Raw genomic sequence first — 19,493 nt, 5'->3', positions numbered from 1 at the left:
TTAACAATTCTGTAAGCAAATATATCCACCTATATCTTCTTATATCTTCCCAAATCCTCTATAAAATCCTCATAAAATCCTCATAAAATCAAAACATAATCAAATCAGCGTAATCACGGTTAATCAGCGTAATCCGGCAGTAAGACAATTTAAAATCGCCGAAGGCGATTCCTTTGCGCTAATTACATTACTTTTGTCGCTTGACGAAACAGATTAGCAGATGAATTTTTCCCACTTACACGTTCATACCCAATACTCTTTACTGGATGGGGCAGCCGACATCAAATCGCTGTATAAAAAAGCGATGGCTTCCAATCAGCCCGCACTGGCGATTACAGATCATGGTAATATGTTTGGCGCATTTCAGTTTGTGGCAGAAGCATACAATAATAAATTAAACCCGGGCGATCCGAAAGATAAAAGACTGAAAGTAAAACCTATTGTAGGCTGCGAATTCTATGTGGTGGAAAATCGCCACAAGAGAGCTTTTACAAGGGAAGAAAAAGATGTGCGTTATCACCAGGTGTTACTGGCTAAAGATGATGAAGGTTACCGCAACCTTATCAAACTTTGTTCCCTGGGCTATATGGAAGGCCTGTATGGTAAGTATCCCCGTATCGATAAAGAACTCGTATTACAATATCACAAAGGACTTATCGCCACCACCTGCTGCCTCGGCGCCTCTGTACCCAGGATCATCCTGCGCAAAGGCGAAGAAGAAGGAGAAAAAGAATTCCGCTGGTGGCTGGATATTTTCGGAGAAGATTTCTATGTGGAATTGCAACGCCACGGCATCCCGGAACAGGAACAGATAAACGTAGTACTGCTCCGCTTTGCTGAGAAGTATAATGTAAAGGTGATCGCTTCCAACGACTCCCACTATGTGGACCAGGCCGATGCCAACGCACACGATATCCTCCTCTGTATCAATACCGGTGAAAAGAAAAGTACCCCCACCAATAAAGACTTTTCAGACGATGATAGCGGTGGCGGAAAGAACAGGCGTTTTGCTTTTTATAACGACCAGTTCTATTTCAAGACAACGGAAGAAATGAGCAAACTGTTTCATGATCTTCCGCAGGCGATTGATAATACCAACGAAATTGTAGATAAAGTACAGCTGCTGGATCTTAAAAGAGATATCCTGCTGCCCAACTTCCCTATTCCGAAAGAATTTATTACCCAGGACCAGTACCTGCGCCATATCACCTATGAAGGCGCCCGTACCCGGTATATGGAAATGACCGCCGATATTGAAGAACGTATCAACTTTGAACTGCAGGTAATCGAAAACATGGGTTTTGCCGGTTACTTCCTCATTGTAGCCGACTTCATCAAGGCCGGTCGTGAACTGGGCGTATTTATCGGCCCGGGCCGCGGATCCGCCGCCGGATCAGCAGTGGCCTACTGTATCGGTATCACCAATATAGATCCCATCAAGTACAACCTCCTGTTTGAGCGTTTCCTTAACCCGGAACGTAAGAGCATGCCCGATATTGATACGGACTTCGATGATGAAGGCCGTCAGAAAGTTATTGACTATGTAGTACAGAAATACGGCCGTAACCAGGTAGCGCAGATCATTACCTACGGTACCATGGCCGCCAAAATGAGTATCAAGGACGTGGCCCGCGTAATGGACCTCCCCCTGGTGGAGTCCAATATCCTCGCTAAAATGGTTCCGGATAAACCCGGCATCCAGCTGGATCGTATCTTCAACGCCCCCCTCGAAGGAGAAAAGAGCCTCGCCGATAAGGAAGGTCTCGCCGGTGAAGATATTGAGAATGTAAAAAAGCTGCGCGAACTCATCAAAGGCAACGACCTCCAGGCAGAAGTGCTCCGCGAAGCCTGCGTACTGGAAGGCTCCGTACGCAACACCGGTATCCATGCAGCAGGTATCATCATCGCCCCGCAGGACCTGTACGACCTGATCCCCGTATCCACCGCAAAAGACTCCGACCTGCTGGTAACCCAGTTCGAAGGAAGCATCATTGAATCTGCCGGCGTAATCAAGATGGACTTCCTGGGGCTGAAAACCCTTACCATCATCAAAGGTGCGCTGGAACTGATCCGCCAGAACCATGGCATCTCCATCGAAATAGATAATATCCCGCTGGACGACGCCAAAACATATGACCTCTACCAAAAAGGTGAAACCAACGCTACGTTCCAGTTCGAGTCGCCCGGTATGCAGAAATACCTACGTGAACTGAAACCCGATAGGTTCGATGACCTCATCGCCATGAACGCCCTGTACCGGCCGGGACCACTGGAATACATCCCCTCCTTTATCCGCCGTAAACACGGCCTGGAGCCAGTGCAATACGACATCGCCGAAATGGAGGAATACCTCAACGATACCTACGGTATCACGGTATACCAGGAACAGGTGATGTTGCTGAGCCAGAAACTGGCAGGCTTCTCTAAAGGTGATGCGGACGTACTGCGTAAAGCAATGGGTAAAAAGCAGATCGCGGTACTGAACAAAATGAAGGCGCAGTTTATGGAAGGTTGCGCCAAAAACGGCCACGATCCAAAGGTTTGTGAAAAAGTATGGACCGACTGGGAAGCATTCGCCTCCTATGCGTTCAACAAATCGCACTCCACCTGCTATGCTTTTGTGGCCTATCAAACGGCCTACCTGAAAGCCCACTACCCTTCTGAATACATGGCGGCCGTACTGAACTGCGCCAGCAATATTGAAAAGATCACCTTCTTCATGGAAGAGTCCAAACGCATGGGCATCGACGTATTACCGCCGGATGTGAATGAATCTTTCAAGGGTTTCGCAGTAAATAAACAAGGCCAGGTACGCTTCGGTCTTGGTGGCCTGAAAGGCGTAGGTGAAGCCGCCATCGAAAACCTGCTGGAAGAACGTAAAAAGGACGGCCCTTTCAAAAATATATTCGACTTTATCAAACGCGTTAACCAACGCGCCGTCAATAAAAAATCCCTGGAAGCCCTGGTGATGTCAGGCGCTTTCGACAGCTTTCCCGAACTGCACCGTGCGCAATATTTCCATAAACCGGAAGGCGAACAGCTCACCGGCCTCGATAAAATCGTGAAATTCGGACAGCAGGTAACAGCAGGCTCTTCCAACATGGGCAGCCTCTTCGGCGCCGACGATCTCCCGGATGTAGAGCCACCAAAGATCCCGGCCTGCGATGCCTGGCCGCTGATCATGAAGCTCAACAACGAACGGGATATCACCGGTATCTACATTTCCGGCCATCCACTGGATGATTACCGCTTTGAAATGAAGTATTACCACATGAATACGGTTCAGGAACTGGTGGAGTATCAAACAGAAATAGCCCAACCAGGCGGCAACGGCGGCCGCTCCAGGGAACGCAATTTCCGCCTGGCAGTATACATTACCAATGCCCAGGAAAGGATTTCCCGCAACAACCGGCAATTTGGCGTAATGACCATCGAAGACTACACCGGAAAGTTTGAATTTGCCCTGTGGAGTGAAGATTTCATCCGCTTTGCCCCCTATCTAAAACCAGGCCTCTGCCTGTTCATCAATGGCGGCTTCAAATCCAAACGGTTCAATGACAATGAATATGAATTCAAAGTAGGCAGCATCCAGCTCTTACAGGAAGTGAAGAAAACACACACTAAACAGGTGTACCTAAACACAATGCCTAAGTTTATCAAAAAGGAAACAGTAGACTTCCTGGTAGACAACGTAAACCGCTTTCCGGGCAACAGCGTGCTGCATGTACACCTAACCGACCGGGACGATCAAACCCAGGCAAAACTGCATACTTTTAACCGGAATATTGAGATGAATGACGAGTTGGCTGGTTTCCTGCACAAACAGCCGGATATTGATGTGTATATAGAGATAATCAATAAGTAATTTCAGGAGGCATACAAATTGATTTACATCGATTTACGAAGCGTAAAATATAAAATAAGAATAGGTTTGTTTGACTTTTTGTTTGACAAATATATAATAAAAAACGAGAGACAAAGCGGTTATCCGAATCTTTATCTCTCGTTTTTTATTGAAATAATTCTTATTCAATATAATGCTGTTAGTACCTCTACTGTTTAAACACAGCATGTCCTTTATTTCAGAGTAGCCATTAATTCACTGGCGGGGAATTTCCAGCCGCCGCCTATTAGGGACTGGATGATTTAAGAAAAAAGGCATAGTTTCTGTTGGAAAAGGCCATGACCGGTATAAAGTTTACAGACAGACGTGGACGGAAAGTTGATCTCTCTAAACCACATGGAGCGTTCGGAAATGTATATTACTTGACGGTCAACAACTTCCATTGCGGCCAAATTGTGAAGGTTTTAGGCGGTAAATGGATAGCCTACCCCAATAGCGAGACACTGCCCAAAGCATATTGGGACGCACTTATAAATTGGATTGAAGAAAATGAAAACCGGAAAGATGATCCAGCTGGAAAGCCGAGTGGATAGAAATGTTTCGATGAACAAAACGGCCGGGGAAATCCCCAGCCGTGGCTTAAACAATCACTATAAATCAAAAGTTTCACTCCAATAAAGTTCCGGAAATCCAATGTCACATATTTACGGGAAGCCGTAAAGCTCTGGAAAAGGTTTAATGGCCCATACTGGGAGCATTAGTTATTTCTGGTAGGAACCGTTAACCCTAGCATTGGCAACCTTCCCTCCACCGAGTCAATGCAGTCATGAAGCAGTTTAGCGTATGTAGGTTCCGTCGCATAGCCGGCAGCAGCTATTGCTGTGGCAAATTCATGCGCTTCTCTGTACTTGAAGGCCGCGGCATAACGAGGATTCTCCTGCAGGAACTTCCCATGATCTGCAAATCCTTCCGCGGCTGTGTCGTAGGCCCGGAACCAATCATCCACATACCAGCGGTACACGGTTTCCCCATGCTGATTTTTGAATGGTACAATTCTATGCACAGCAGGAAATTTGTGAAGAGATCTGTTGCAGTCTGGAAACACTTCCTGCGTCGGCAGCTGCTGCCTCTTGCCTTTCCACGACTTACCAGCTTTGATTCCGAAGAAAGCATTCTGGGGCGCTTTGTTACCCCAATCACTTTCAAGTCCTGCATCCCCCAATACAAAAGTTACCGGCTGCCCTGTCTCTCTCCAGGATTTCACTGCAGCAGCAAAATACAGCTTTATAAAAGTGCTTATCTTATCGTTCTTGTTCATGGTTATTGCTTTTCTATATCTCCGTTATCATAAACCCTCAGTGTGGCAATTAGCTTCCGTGTTACTACTGGCACTGTATCCGTGGGTGGCCGTGTAACCGGACCCCGGCCGTTACTCAGCATCCATTCGTATATGTTCAGGTTCTTACCGTTTACCTGGCGGGTTGTAGTTCCGTTGTACATTGCATCCCATCCACCATGGCCACCGCGATAAATCGTGGTATAAGCGGATCCGCCGGCATTCGTGATTGAGTTTGTATAGGCTTTCGCATTATCCGTAAAGCCATCCTGATCACCTGAGATGAACCAAACTGGGGTATTGTATTTCGCGAAGAAAGAAAGGTTTCTCACAGCCTGCGCTTCCAATGCCGCCGGCGATAAACTTACAACTGCAGCTATCTTCCCCGCAAAGGATTCATCCCAACAGGCGTACATGACAGATGTTTGGCCGCCGCTGGAAAGTCCGGTTGTATAAACCCTATTGGTATCCACCCTGAGCTTCATATTGGCTATTATAAAATTCCGGGCGTAACGCATCGGTACTGGATAGGGTGACCAGTTGGCCGCATCCTGAACGGCGATAACGATAAATTTCTCCAGCTTCCCGGTAACCGGATTCACCGCCTGCGGCTCCCATCCGTTCTTAATTCTCCCCAGCAGATAACTTCCGGTGAGCCGGGTAACATCTTTTCCCGCCTCGCCAACACCGTGGAAATAGATAATGGTTGGATAGTATTTCTGTGAACTATCCTGGTATTCTTTTGGGGTATACACAACCGTATTGGATGGAAAGGCCGGCAGTGGCCACTGCGTGCTGGGGCTTTGAAAAGTCGTGAATTGCGCCGAGGCGAAAAGGGAGCATAGCAACAGCCCTGTGATCAATTTTAGTTTCATATAAATACTTTAAAAAGTTTAATAAGTCCCCATCCCGCAGGAATGGCAATGAGTCCAAAGGCAAATGCATACCAGTTTTGCCGATTATTAGCCGTTTTCTGCCCGGCCAACTGCGCAATGAGGGTTTGTTTATCCTGGGATAATGCCGCGATCTTTTGGTTAGCCGCTGCGAGTTTGGCGCTATCTACAACTGGATAGGGCGCCGGCACAGTGTCAGGCTTACATGGTTTATATAATTCACGCAGGCGTTTTATTTTGGCAGACAGGCTATCTACCTGCCGGGAATAGCCGGCTACCAGGTCAGCACAAGCCCGGGAAATACTGTCCGCCGCACGGGTACTATCTCGCTTCAGCCTTTCCATGAGAAAGTCACCGGCGCCAATCAGGCTATCGATATTTGCAGAGTAATCGGTATTGTTGGCTGGGCGATATACTGGAATAGGGCCGGAAATAACCGGGTAATAGGTGCCGCAAAAGTCCGCGAATTTGTCCGGGTGATCAGTCGCATAGTGTCTGGCGCCACGTTCAGTTACGCACCCGGAGGCCACAATCAGTAAAACAAGGAACCATCTCATAAGGGATATATTACAGTGTGAGTGTATAGGGTATCACGACCTACCACCTGTGCCCATGCTTCCCATATAAAGGCACTTCCATCCGGGCGCCGGTCGAGATCCTGATACAGAATAATGTTTATCGGCTTACGGCACATACTGTCGATTCGATCTGCAGCAACATAAGCAACACTATCTGCTTTCCGCTGGATAAGTGGGATAAGAGATATTGAATCAATGCCAGGCGGTTGCTGCTGGTAGTAGTTGCCGGCGGAACCGGCGAAAATAAATGGCGACAAAACGAGCGCCACGAATGCCTTTTTCATAATTGACTGTTTTTTATACTATCAATTCGGGGCTGGATAATTCTCCTGTTGGCGTTTCTCATGGCCTCTTCCATTAATCTGTCTATCATTACGCTATCCGCCTTTCGCTGTGTTCCTTTGTCCATTAGCCAACCCTGGTTACAATCCTCCCACTTTTTCTGCATGGCCTTGCGTTCCTGCTCCGAGAGTTTGAGGAAGTAAAGCAGGGTGCCTATTACGCCACCCCAGATATATTTTCTCCACGCCTGTGGTATTTTAAACTGCCGAAATTCTCTTTCCACCGATTACGATTAAGGCTATAAGAAATAGAAGTACATACTCATTTACCTGGTAGCTCTTCGGATCGAAAAACAATTCATCGAGCAGGTTATTCAATGCACACAGAGTGCCGCACAGGACTACCTTTTTATGAAAAAGAGGATATCTATTCGGTAGGTAGTCGGCGGTCCAGTGGGCCAATACAGCCAATGCTACCCCCTGATAAAATGCTCCCTTCCATAAAAACGGCCACACTGTAAATGTCACAATGTACATGCACAGCGCGGCAGCCTTTATGACGGCCCGGTCTATCATCTGTCGCCCGGTCTGGTACCAATGAGATCATCTTTCTTTGCCTTGTTGGCGTCCCCAGACACTCTGCCCAGTACAGCTATCGCAGCGGCTATGGCGATACTTATCCAGTTTGTTTCTCCGGCCTTCTGCATCTCCTGAACAACTAACAGCCCAGCTACTATATAGCCCGCAATAGAAGTAAGGGAAGATTTTCCGAAAATTGTTTCAATTAACTTCATGGTATATTATTTTAAAGTGTTGAAATGGGTATTGATGCGAACTTATGCGCCAGCTTTCCGGCTGCGCTATTGGCTTCCCAATAAGTCAGTAGCAGATTATCATTATATTCCACGGCTGAAGAGTAGCTGAAGTTGTATCCAGCCGTATATCCTTCCAGGTCTATGATTTTTACCCATGTGGCACCATTATCTGTGCTCCCGGATAGCCGCAACACATTCCGCGGATCCGTCATTCCTGTGCCGGTTGGATTGTGAATTGCTATCAGTTTGCCAGTACTGAGTTTGATTATCTTCGCCGGGGAATCGGTTGTTGTTAATGTGGAGGCCACCGGCGCGGTCCAGGTAGCCCCATTATTTGTACTGGTGCTGAAGTGCTGAAACCCTGAATTGTTCCGTATGACCATTAACAGATTACCGGCAGAGGTCTCCACGGTTGAAGGCTCAGTATATCCAACACCGATGCTCCGTGTCAGATTTGGAGTACTCTTCGTCCAGCTGGTTCCGTTATTATCCGAGTACCAGCAGTAGGCCATGCAGTAATTTGGCGGGATAACACCCACATTGGCGGAGAAGTAAATAGATATGATCAGCCGGCCGGACGCCAGCTTGCGAACGGTATTATTCAGCGCTGGCATGTACCCATTGTCGTTAATCACTTCCGTAGGAGAGCCCCAGGTCACGCAGTCGTCACTAGATATCTTCCGGTAAATACGCAGATCGGTATTGCTGTTCTTTACGCAGAAATACAGATGCACAACCGTGCTGGATATACGAATAAGCGAAACGGAAGTAGTGGTCTGTAGCCCTATGTTCTGCTGAATTACCCCCAAGTCAGTCCAGTTTCGGCCGCTGTCGGACGATACTTTTGCCGCAAGATCAGCCACCGCTGCATCATCCAGATTGTTGTGAAACTTTCCCCATACCGTGTATAGCTGGCCGTTGGTCTTAACGATGAGGTCCCCTTCGGTATTCCGGTAGGAACCGGTAGTAAAGTATTGGATGTAGGACTTAAATCCCTGCGCCTGCGCTGTTGCTGTGAAAAGAAGTATTGCTAATATTAGTCTCATGTTTAAAGTGTTGTCGCAGCAGCGTGTGAGGAAAGGATGTTCCATTTTGTACCGTCGCACTGTATCATAACACTGCTGAACTGAAGTGTTAATAGTTTTGTGGTACCCGTATCAATAGTTTCAGAAGCATTGGGATCTATGGTAACATCGTTACTTGCGGCACTGAGCTTCTTTATTACTAAGATTGTCCCCGTAGAAGAAGATGCGGCCGGCAGGTTAATCGTTACCGCGCCGCTGTTATTCACAAGTATTGTATAATCGCTAATAGTTGCCGTTGTCGTAGTTGTTACCGTCCTAACAGGAAGCTGTAACCCGGCCACAATATTTACCGCGGTTGCCGAAAGTTTAATCGGCTTCAAAGTTGCCGCAACCCTATCGTATCCCTGCAATACTGCCTGCGTTCCGTCGTAAAACATCTCCAATCCTCCATTGGTGCCCGTTAGGGAGCCGGTGGACCCGGTGATCTTGATTATATTTCCCGTTGTATTACCGGCAGTGGTGGCTGCTTGCCAGGTAGCATTAGCCGCTTTCAGATAGGCCTGGGAAACTATCCAGGAGGACGTAACAACAGTCTTACTATTATCGGCCAGGGAAAGGCTGTAATCCTGAACAATCCTATTTACGGCCCGTATTGATGTATCCTGAATGCCTATTACATCTATCGGATAGCGCCCGAAAACATTACTGGCAACACTATCACCAAACACCGTTTTGCCACTCCGGGCTTTTATAAAGGTATTGCCGGGCGTTACTGTGCCGTAGGAGGTTATGTTTAGACTTGTGGAGTCCGGAGCATATAAAGCCAGCGGGCCATTGCTTGCGGTCACCACAAGGCTATTACTTCCGATACTGGCTGCGCCGAAATAACCGGTTTGAACGCCACCAGTTAAAATGGAATACGCGGCAGTTGTAGAGGTGTTTGCCCTGTTCAATGTAGCATTGCCAGTAAGGTTAAGGGCCGCGCCGGATTGAGCAGCAGCGGGGCTTAATTGAACATATTTCGCATTGTACCCCGCTATCTGATCTTTTACATATTTGGTATTCGCTATTACGTGACTACTGTCTGAGGTAGCCAAGTTCACATCGGACACTATTTTATGTAGTGCGTATATACCAGTATCCGCAGCATTACTCACGTGTATAGGCGCTATTGCTTCCGCGGAAGCTTGCATGCTATCACCCATAAGCAACTTTTCATTCTTGAACTTTGCGAACATCCGAAGGCCACCGTATTGTGACACACCAATTAACTGCACCCCACTGGTGTCAGCATTAACCAACCGTGTGCGAGCGGTAAGAAATTGAATTGAATAGTCATTGTTGTTCCGGTTGCCCAATCCAGCCCATCCTACGACTGTTCCGCCTACGCGATAGCCGAGGGCTGCATCGTAAGAGATGTTATCCGGACGTTCTATGTTGAGACCATAACCATTTCCGGATATGGTGGTAACATTCACGGTACCGGTGGCCTTTGCGTTTACTCCTGGTTGGGATAATGCAGGATTGACTTCCAAGAACTTACCAGAAAAATCATTTATCTGCTGCTGCAATTGCGGCAAGGCTTTTATAAGCGGTGTTGTTGGTTGGATTGGTATGCCTGGCTGTGTTAGCATGGGTGTTAGTGGTGAGTCCCATGTTAATTTTGTCGCGAATGTATCGGTCAGGTTCTTGATATTTGATTGGGGTAAACCGGTGATCTTAATTGATATATTGCCACCAATCCTGCGTATTACCAGCGTATCGTTGCTCAGCCAAACAGAATCAACTCGCCTTTTCAAACTATCCACTAACCCTGTTGAAACAGCCAATTCCCCTCCGGTAGTATATCTTCCGTAGAATATTCCAGTAGCTGGATCATAGCGGAGGGAGTCGAGGGCCATAAAGCTTTTTGATCCCATTTTAACCCATGAATATCCATTTGAATAATAATGTGATGTGTCTCCCGGCTGCTGCATGAACATAATTGCTCCAGGATATTTTGATGCAGGAACATCTGCAGTGTCTTGTGGAACTATAACAATAAAAGTATCTACTTTTTGCGCCCCCACATGTTGATATTTAGGTGAGGGAGTTGGCAAAAACTGAGAGTAGCCAAAATGAGCTATGAAACAAAATAAAAGTGTTATAATAATCTTTCTCATACTATTGGGTTAACATTTAATCAAACCTGTAAATCCTATATTCTTCATTGTATTTTCTGTAGATGATCCTGCATCCACATTTGTCAGCGTATTGCCCGTTTCGGTGTCTACATAATCATCCGCCCCGCCAGCATCGGAATTGGGTTTTAATTTTGGCTTTGAATATGCGTGGAAATGCGGCCCTACATAGTCTTTTTGATATCCGCCGGGGTTATCAAATGTACGAGGGGCTGTTTCCAGGCCACGGCCACCATCAAAGAACCTGGGAACTGTTCCGCGGAGATCAGGTATTCTGAAGGTTGTGGTTCCATTCCCATTTGAATAACAGCCGCAATAGTCGATACTGGTTAACCAAAGCGCATCTTCTATAAAGCTATCTCCAATTGTCTGTGCGTATTCCCATAACCGAGGGTAAGAGGATCTTTGCAGCTCCTGCCCCATCCCGACAACCGTATTAAGTGTGCTTGCATACCCAAAAACCGGCTGCCCTACATCATGAAAATAACCGTACGAGTTGTACACATACCACCCATCACTACCGGATATCAGCCATAGCACTTCAGACTTGCCCATGTAAACCTGTTGTCTACTTGTTCCGAGAAAATAAATGTTCTGGTTGGCCGCCGCTTTAATGGTAGCTTGGAATTGGTTATTTACAACCGTCTCTATTGGAACTGTAGTGTTTTCGTCTATTGTAGTGACATCAGGAAGTGTCAAAATAATCTTATTGGACCCGCCAGCTATATTAAACAAATTACCCATATCCGCTTTGACCAGTACAATGTCCATGTCTACCGTCTTAATGCCCGTGATGAATGATTTTCCGCCGCCATCGCCTGGCACTGGCCCTCCGCCGGAAAGTTCCACAACTCGGAAAAACAGCTTATCGCCTGTATAAAAAGCATCCTCTGGTATCAGTGTTTCCACGCCACCGGTGCTGAGAATATCAAATTCATCGGTGGCATATGTCCCAAATCCACGACGATTAAATTCAAAATTCTTTCCGGCAAGCGCAATGATATCAAGCCTGGTGCTACCATTCTGTGTTTCGTTTACGGTGTATTCCAATACACCATTCTGAAGCACTGGTGTTTCGGGGGTGGCGTTACCGATAAACTTTTCTCTTAAAAGAGAAGTGGTTGCTGTCCTGGATTTATTATCCGACTTGTCCCATCCTATCCATATATCATCATCAGCTATCTCAGAAAAGACTGGCATCTCTGGCGCGCGCACAGTCGGCATGGTGACTATAATCTCCTGCCCGGTCCCTACTATGTATCCACTTACATCTGCCATCACTAAATCTTTTTAAATACTTTGCCTGAACTGTTTACATAAAGGGGGAACATGCCGGTCGTATCAGATGTGCTCTCCACATCCGCCATGAAGACTTGTCCCACAAAGTTATTTTCACTCGATCGGTTGTTTAACCGGGAATTGATGTCCTGTATTTGTCGACTGTTGTCCCCAGTGGCCCCGTATAATTCCGTAATCGGCTGCTGAGTTACTGCATCTGCCAGGGTCAACTGGTAATTGAACTCATCATCAAAGGCCCTGGTAAATGCCGCAACACGGATCCTTTGATTAATCCCCATTTGTAAGTCATAGATCCAAATAAGATCCCCAATATCAATTTTCAGGTTCTTCCTACGGAAATATGCCGGGTCACAGTCCACCTGTAACTGGAACTGTGGGGCACTCGCAGTATCCAAAAGCGTCTGGGCTTTTTGGGTCAAGGCCGCTTCGGCCGCCACCACATAGCTATTCGGCATCTGGATGTCAACCAATACATATTCATCCCCGATTTGCGGCCGGAGCAATGTGCTGGGTACATCAATGGCTTTTTCATCCTTATTCAGATTTATGGTAAACCTCTTTGTTGTATTATTAAACTGCGCGATATCAAATGTGTATCCAGCCAGCTGCCCAGTGTTGAAAGTGACTTTCGCAGTTACGCCTGGTAACAGCTGGGCATTTACATCAAAATCAATGGCAATGTCGGTAAAGACGAAGGGGTTTGTAATATCGCTACCGGTGACTTTTCCGGTCCGGTGAGGGTAAACATCATCCAATACCACAACGCTCTCAATGAGCCCATAAGTTGCTACATTCTTTTCCAGGTAAATAGCTCCGCCGGTCATTCTTAACCTGGTTGCATAATCCCTGTAGTCGGGAGGGAGATTCTTGTCTGAGCCAAAGGCGTATAGCCTGGTAATAATCTTTGCGTCATTGAGTGTCTGCCGGTTTATCTCGTACAGCCCTTTATTTTTACCATTGCTCAGTGTGATCCCGGTATCTTTTTGCTTCTTGTCCAGGTAAATCTTTTTTCCCTGCAGGTAGTATTCTGTCCCGAACTGCTGGGCAAGCCTACCCAGGACAGACAGGCAGTCCTCAGAGTTAAAGGTCATATTCTGGTAAGTAGATGTTATGGCCGTTCCTTTTGACCATCCGGCGCCTATCCGATTAGCATTTTTAACGAGAAGGTCGAGGAAGGTATCTGCATTTCCCATAAGGGAGAAAGCGCCCTCCTGAAGCTCATTGCTCGCATCCAGAAACATATATTGAGCCCTTACAAGCTGATAATAGTCGCTTTCCATGGTAAAGGAATACTCGTAGCTACGGGAAGAAGTCTTTTTAACTACAGGCAACTTATTGATATAGTAATTCTCTCCGTATACAGTACACCAGTCATTTACCTGAAATTGAACCATTGAGTTGAGAGTAAACTGGAGATTCAATAAGTTCCCGCCCATCACCTCTTTGGTTTGGTTGCTGGATGAATCAGGACTGATCACCACCACTACAGCGCTTCCTCTTTTTACCTCAATGTCAATCATGATATAATAAACCTATTTTCGTCATCTACCCAATACTGATTACTGGCATCTAGTGTAGGCTCTTTCTCCACAAGGGTGAGAGAGAACTTTGATGCTATGTAACCTTTAAATGTCCCCTGCTTAACTCTGGTGAACCGCTCAAACGAAGAGCATGCCTTGTAGTACACATAGAATGAGCTTGACAATTCGGCAATCTCTAACCTTCTCAGGTCCGGCCGGGTGATCATCGCTAAAAAAGCGTTATAGTGTTCCCAGAACTGAACCTCTGTCCTAGCGAGTATAGCCATGTTAAAAGTGGCCTCCCGTGCTTTCAGGTATACCCTTGAAAGATCGATATCAAGCCCGTTTTCGTCCTCCCAGTCATGCGAAATGCTATCCTTTCTTTCAGGAAACTTCATCAGGTCATTACTTCCGGCAGAATCAGTAACGATAATCCCGTAGACCATCCACAAGTCCCCCCCATCTAATATGTACTGTCCTGCTGGATATGCCATTACTTCACGATTTTTATGCCTTGGATCTTCAAATAATTAATGTTCGCATCAATTCTGTCAAGCTTAGATGTATTTATATCTATTCTATTCAATACCGCCAACTGTTGCGTACATATCTGAACCTGCTGTACCATATTTATGCGAAGTCCGCCAAACTGTCCCGCGAGGAGATCGGCCTGTTGTTCTGTGATTCCTCGTATTGCCCCCGATAAAGAATTTTGACTATTACCATTGGCGGCCAAATTCAAACCTGTGATATCCTGCAGTTGGTTAAATTGATCCCCAGCATTTTTTATGATCTGGTTGTATTTGTCTTGTAGATCCTGAATTTCTTTTTGGGTAAGCGTATTATCGCTTTCCGACGCCTGGGCGAATTGATTGTAGAACGCCTTTAGGGGCTCTTCCAGGTATTGGAACTTCAGGGCATTCAGAGCAGCCCCTCGCATTAAGTCTTCAAAGTTTCCGGCAAAATCCTGCGCGGCGAATTGCCCATTCTTGAAGCCATCTACTATAGAATCGGTTATACTGTCCGCAGTGGTGCCGGTAAAAATTTGATCAGTTTGATCCTGAAGGTCCTGAAGCGTTTTGGCAATATCTTTCCCTTCCTGTTGGAGGGCTTGTAATTGCTCAAACAGTGCTTTGGCCTGGCCGTCCAGCTTCCCGCTCTGATACAATGCTTCGATCTGGTCAATAGTCATTCCCAATAAAGCCTGATATTGGTTAACAGGCATTTTCTTGCGCCACAGCCCTAGGAAGCCGCCATACTTTTTGGAGTCAACACCGGAAATGAAGCTCTGTTGCTGCAGCTCTGCAAGTATCCTTTCTTGATCTGCTTTGTTCTGCTGCTGGTTTAATGATAATGCCTGCTGCTGGGCCTTAATGCCCTTAAGCGTAAGTTCTACCTCCTGGGCCTTCAGTAGATTTCTTTGCCGGAGCAAGGCGTTTATACGGTATTCCCCCAGTTCTGCATTCAACTGGTAAGAAGCGATTGCTTCATAGGTTTTCTGGAGAGATTCCCGGACTTTTTTGCCACCTTTGAGAATCGTGACAACTGCACCTGCCAATGCTCCAACAACTGCACCTATTGCCGCCGCGGGTATCGAAAATATACCGCCGCCGATGGCCGCGCCGATAGCCGCGCCTGTCCCTGCCAATCCTCCTATTGTACCTAAAGCACTATTTCCTTTGTCGGTAAGCTTTCCTCCCTTAACCTGACCCAATACGCCTGCTACGCCGACTATCTGCTGGATATTGTCAGTCAAGTCTGCCATTGTGTTCAATGTGTCCGCCAGCCCATCGTTGATGCCGGACAAATCAGATGCGAATCCACGAAGAGCGCTGCTTGATGTTCCGAGTACCTTTGTGAGTTGTTCAAATATCTCTATCAGGTGCTGCTTGCCAGTATTGCTCAATTCAGAGTTCACGGCCGCAATTTCTTGTTCAAGCTGAGACATTTCAGCGTTTAGCTCCTTAGTATCCCCCAGTCCGGTAAATGAAAACTTCTGAAGAGCAATAAGCATATCTTGTAATGCTTTTTTATTTCTATTCAGTATTCTTACCTGGGCTTCATATCGTTGGTTGAGGGTCGCTGTTGGGTCATTTGTGATACGTTGATCCTGAATGTTATTGATATCTGCTTGATTCTTTATTGAGGCCAACTGAGCATCAACTGCCTTTTTTGCAAAATCCTTCCGTAGATCAAGTTTCGCCTTTTCAGAGTTTGCAACTATCTCTAACTCTTTCTTTGATAGTGCTGTTTGGCTGCTTAGAGATGAGTCATACTGGCTCTGTATGGCCGCAAGCTCCAGCTCAGTTTGTTTATCTATTGCTTCTTGTCTGAATGCAAGTTCTTGGCTGCTATCTGGGGTTACACTGCTCAAATCGATGTTGATATCAGACAGTTCAGCATTCAGTTTGTTTTGAAGATCGCGGGCTGCCGACTTAGCCGCTGCATCATCAATAATTATTTGACCCGCCCGTTTAATGCGGATAATTATCCCTTCACCGGCATTGAGCGCTTTTGCCTTCTCCAGTAATTTTTTAACTTCATTCTGTAACTTTGCTACTGTACCATCTTCTTTGCCATCATTAACAGATGTGGCCCTTGACTCTAAATCAGCTATTTGTTCCAGTAGTGATTTTAGCTTATTTCCTTCTGTAACTGCCTCTTTAGCTGATTTTTTATGGTTGCCATATGGGTCAAGTTCCTTGATGCGCCTATCGGCTGCTTCTAAATCTTTTGTAAGCTGCAATCGTTCTTTCTCACCAGTGGAAGCTTGGTATTGCTTCTCAATTTTATCTCTTACCGCCTTAATATCTTCCAGGGACTGTGCTTGGGCGATAAGTTGGGCATTAGTTAGCTTTAGTGCATCTTTCTTTTGGACCTCACTCTGAACCTGTTCCAGCCCAAGCCGTTCGGTTTCTTTTATTTGCTCTTGTAGGAGTTTTTTCTGATCCTGTAACTGCTGTTGATATGTTGGGAGTAGATTTTCATTCTTCTCCACTCCTGTTGCATTCTTTGCTTCCTCAATAGCCTTCTCAGTTGCCTTTATTTGAGCACGAAATTTTTCTTCAATCTCAATAGATTCCTTGATTGCGGATTGATTAGCCTCCAGTTTATATTTTTCTCTTAAAGCCTCTGTATAGTTGTTAACATTCTCTGTGAGTCTTTCCTGGGAAATTGCCTGCGCATTGAGACCGGCAACAATCTTAGGGTTTATTTCGGCTAGCTTTTTTAGTGCTACCTCCCTTTCTTTCTCTGTGCTGTTGGCATTTTTTAGAATAGCTAAATAAGGTGACATGGCAGCAGTCTGCCGGGTTAATCCATCTGTAACCTTCTCGGCTGCCTCTTTGAGTAATACCTGAGCTGATTTAGTTTTAATAGTCTCCTCACGCATTACATAGAGAGCCGTAGCCAATGCCGCCAATACAGTTGCTACCGCTACATAGGGATTGGACAACATGGTGGCATTGAGCAGTTTTTGTGCTTTCTCTACTACAATAAGAGATTGAAGATAAAGGTATTCCCCCAATGTCATTGCGCCAAGTCCAGCAGTATTTGTGGCATTTATAACTGTATTTGCAGCTGTAACAATGTTGACGGCAATCACCGCCGCCCTATAGGCCCCGTATGTTACAATAAGGACCTCTAGAATATCCAGTACTGTTTGATAATTCTCTACCAGGGAAGTAAGAACGCCGATAGTTGTTGATGCAACTCCCTGCGTCTCTTTACCCAGGTTGTTGAGCATCATATCGAAAGCATCACTGAGGTTGCTTATCTGTCCTACAAGTGTTTTGGATTGCTCCTGCATGAGGTTGAAGAATATCCCCCCCTCTCCAGCCATGCTCTGAAACGCCTTCTCGATCTCCGGAAAGCCTACCTTCCCGGCAGAAACCAGGTCATTAACTTCGTCAGCTGTGGCGTTGAACTGTTTTTGCAGCTCAGCAATAATGGGTATGCCCCGACCAGTAAACTGTTTTATATCTTGCGTATAGGCTCGTCCCTGTGTACGCAAGGTACCATATAGGTAAACAATGTCATTAAGTGGAGCACTGACGCCAGAAGCAACATTTCCAAGTGTAGTAAGCGTGCCTACAATATCATCAGCCGCGAATCCATAGGCAAGAAGTTGTTTTGTTCCTTGAGCAGCATCTTTAAGTCCGAATGGTGTTCTTGCCGCCAGATCGGCCACATCAGCTAGGAGTTGATCAGCCTTTTCTTTGCTTTGCAACATGGTGGTAAAGGCGACTTCCAATTGCTGGAACTCCCCCCTTACCTCGATCATTTTCTGTACGAAATTGGTGGCTGCGGTAATAGATAAATAACTTCCAACCGCAATAGCTGCTTTCTGCGCAACATCCTCAATGGCAGATGCCTCTTTGTTAGCGGTGTCAGTTAATGAACGGAGCTGCCTTTCCATGGCGTTTATCTGCGCCTGAAACTGTGACCCGTTTATTACTGCATCGAACTCAAGTGCTCCCCCATTTACATTCAGCGCCATTTTCTCATTTTAGAGTCCTAAAAAACCGGCAAGTTCTTTCCCACCGAGGTCCTTAATGGGTGTGTTATCTACACCGTCTCCATCTTTATCCTTTTCGTAACTGGGAATAGAAGCGGCCAGCATCATTATGTTTGGCCAGCTCATTTCCCATAATACCGCATCGTATGTGAATCGGAAATACTTTACAATCCCTCCAATGGTTCCCCAGAGGCTATTGTCCCCCCTGGATTTAGTAGGCTCATCCCTCTTATGGAGATGATAGTAGTCATAAAATTCATGACATCCAGCTTCTTCAGCACTATGGACACCAAAGAGAGCAGTTCAGCTGCAGAAAGATTGTCTTGGATAAAATCAACCAGTTTGTTTGTCGGCCCTCTCTTGCTGTTGCTAATTGCAGTTGCAATCACTTCTGCCAAAACCCTACCATGAGCATCATATACCTGGTAGCTGGCGTCCAAAGGAGAACCTGACTGCCGGTAGCTATCTACATTGATGGACAACAGTAGTTTTGAGATTCGTATCATATTCCCCAGAGTAGTGGGGCGGATATTGAATGTCTTCTTAGCCGGCAACCAGCCAAATTTTATCGCTATCCGCTCCCACCATTTGGGATTCATCACATCAACTTCAAACTGCACTGAGTTGTCCAAAAGGGAATCAGCAGACGCTGATAATATTTCCTTTTCGTCTATCATACCTTAAAGTGGTGTTTTGATTGACAGCATCGGGGTATTTGCTTTTTCTGGAAGCAAAATGGTATATGTCAAATCCACTTGCGCCAGTTTGTCCTTCTGGAAATTCCATTGAAAAACGGCATCTATTTTACCACGAGGTACCTGGACAACGGTTCCGTCTTTCATTGTAACCTTCAGGGATTTTTCCATATTTGGCGTCTCATTGGGAGCATTCCAGGTTGTGCCGCTAGCGTCGGTTGTAACCGTGCCGCCTTTCACTAATACCAAAGATGCCGGCTCAACATTATAAGAGCTCCATGCGAGGGTCGTTTTACCATCAATGGATACGCTATAAAATGGCGCACTTTGTTCTTCGATTGGGAAATCTGTCACAGTTGGTGACTCATTTGCCAGAACTGCAGTCTGAGATACCGTTGCGCCAAATTCGGCAAGGACGGTCCCCATGCCGCCATCTCCGGCAACATCACCAAACTCTATCTTAGATAAGCCAATACGGGCTTTTGCTACTGCCATGGGTTAAACAAATTAT

The 19,493-nt window shown here is 46.1% G+C and carries 16 protein-coding genes; 1 reads left to right on the top strand and 15 read right to left on the bottom strand.

What is annotated here, in order from left to right:
* Positions 1–220 precede the first annotated feature (220 nt).
* The gene (gene dnaE, locus AB6805_RS30705) at positions 221–3,865 is read left to right on the top strand and encodes a DNA polymerase III subunit alpha (RefSeq protein ID WP_370913262.1); all 3,645 of its coding nucleotides are present in this window, start codon (positions 221–223) and stop codon (positions 3,863–3,865) included.
* A gap of 736 nt (positions 3,866–4,601) precedes the next feature.
* On the opposite strand, the gene AB6805_RS30700 is transcribed toward dnaE, so the two are convergent.
* From AB6805_RS30700 to AB6805_RS30630, 15 genes are all read right to left on the bottom strand, one after another.
* On the bottom strand, positions 4,602–5,162 hold the full coding sequence (locus AB6805_RS30700; protein WP_370913261.1) for a glycoside hydrolase family 73 protein: 561 nt from the start codon (positions 5,160–5,162) through the stop codon (positions 4,602–4,604).
* 2 nt (positions 5,163–5,164) lie between these two features.
* On the bottom strand, positions 5,165–6,055 hold the full coding sequence (locus tag AB6805_RS30695; protein ID WP_370913260.1) for a hypothetical protein: 891 nt from the start codon (positions 6,053–6,055) through the stop codon (positions 5,165–5,167).
* On the bottom strand, positions 6,052–6,630 hold the full coding sequence (locus tag AB6805_RS30690) for a hypothetical protein (RefSeq protein WP_370913259.1): 579 nt from the start codon (positions 6,628–6,630) through the stop codon (positions 6,052–6,054). The genes AB6805_RS30695 and AB6805_RS30690 overlap by 4 nt, the downstream gene beginning before the upstream one ends.
* The gene (locus AB6805_RS30685; protein WP_370913258.1) at positions 6,627–6,935 is read right to left on the bottom strand and encodes a hypothetical protein; all 309 of its coding nucleotides are present in this window, start codon (positions 6,933–6,935) and stop codon (positions 6,627–6,629) included. The genes AB6805_RS30690 and AB6805_RS30685 overlap by 4 nt, the downstream gene beginning before the upstream one ends.
* Complete coding sequence (locus tag AB6805_RS30680; protein ID WP_370913257.1) at positions 6,932–7,216, bottom strand: hypothetical protein; 285 nt, start codon at positions 7,214–7,216, stop codon at positions 6,932–6,934. Before AB6805_RS30680 ends, AB6805_RS30685 begins: the two co-directional genes overlap by 4 nt.
* Positions 7,217–7,504: 288 nt before the next feature.
* Positions 7,505–7,726, bottom strand: a complete 222-nt coding sequence (locus AB6805_RS30675; RefSeq protein WP_370913256.1) for a hypothetical protein — start codon at positions 7,724–7,726, stop codon at positions 7,505–7,507.
* Between the two features lie 11 nt (positions 7,727–7,737).
* Entirely contained in the window at positions 7,738–8,793 is a 1,056-nt protein-coding gene (locus AB6805_RS30670) for a sialidase family protein (protein WP_370913255.1), read from the bottom strand.
* Between the two features lie 2 nt (positions 8,794–8,795).
* Entirely contained in the window at positions 8,796–10,934 is a 2,139-nt protein-coding gene (locus tag AB6805_RS30665) for a hypothetical protein (RefSeq protein ID WP_370913254.1), read from the bottom strand.
* 9 nt (positions 10,935–10,943) lie between these two features.
* On the bottom strand, positions 10,944–12,230 hold the full coding sequence (locus tag AB6805_RS30660) for a hypothetical protein (RefSeq protein ID WP_370913253.1): 1,287 nt from the start codon (positions 12,228–12,230) through the stop codon (positions 10,944–10,946).
* A gap of 2 nt (positions 12,231–12,232) precedes the next feature.
* Positions 12,233–13,771: a hypothetical protein gene (locus AB6805_RS30655; RefSeq protein ID WP_370913252.1), complete on the bottom strand. Its 1,539-nt coding sequence runs from the start codon at positions 13,769–13,771 to the stop codon at positions 12,233–12,235.
* The gene (locus AB6805_RS30650; RefSeq protein WP_370913251.1) at positions 13,768–14,265 is read right to left on the bottom strand and encodes a hypothetical protein; all 498 of its coding nucleotides are present in this window, start codon (positions 14,263–14,265) and stop codon (positions 13,768–13,770) included. Before AB6805_RS30650 ends, AB6805_RS30655 begins: the two co-directional genes overlap by 4 nt.
* Positions 14,265–18,269, bottom strand: coding sequence for a tape measure protein (locus AB6805_RS30645; protein ID WP_370913250.1), 4,005 nt, complete (start codon positions 18,267–18,269; stop codon positions 14,265–14,267). The genes AB6805_RS30650 and AB6805_RS30645 overlap by 1 nt, the downstream gene beginning before the upstream one ends.
* A gap of 9 nt (positions 18,270–18,278) precedes the next feature.
* Complete coding sequence (locus AB6805_RS30640) at positions 18,279–18,413, bottom strand: hypothetical protein (protein WP_370913249.1); 135 nt, start codon at positions 18,411–18,413, stop codon at positions 18,279–18,281.
* A 38-nt stretch (positions 18,414–18,451) separates the two neighbouring features.
* Entirely contained in the window at positions 18,452–18,964 is a 513-nt protein-coding gene (locus tag AB6805_RS30635; protein WP_370913248.1) for a hypothetical protein, read from the bottom strand.
* A 3-nt stretch (positions 18,965–18,967) separates the two neighbouring features.
* Positions 18,968–19,477 (bottom strand): hypothetical protein, encoded by a 510-nt coding sequence (locus AB6805_RS30630; RefSeq protein ID WP_370913247.1) that lies wholly within the window; start codon positions 19,475–19,477, stop codon positions 18,968–18,970.
* Between the last annotated feature and the right edge of the window lie 16 nt (positions 19,478–19,493).

The sequence above is a fragment of the Chitinophaga sp. RCC_12 genome (assembly GCF_041360695.1).
GTDB lineage: Bacteria > Bacteroidota > Bacteroidia > Chitinophagales > Chitinophagaceae > Chitinophaga.
This window is presented reverse-complemented; position numbering and strand designations above follow the sequence as displayed.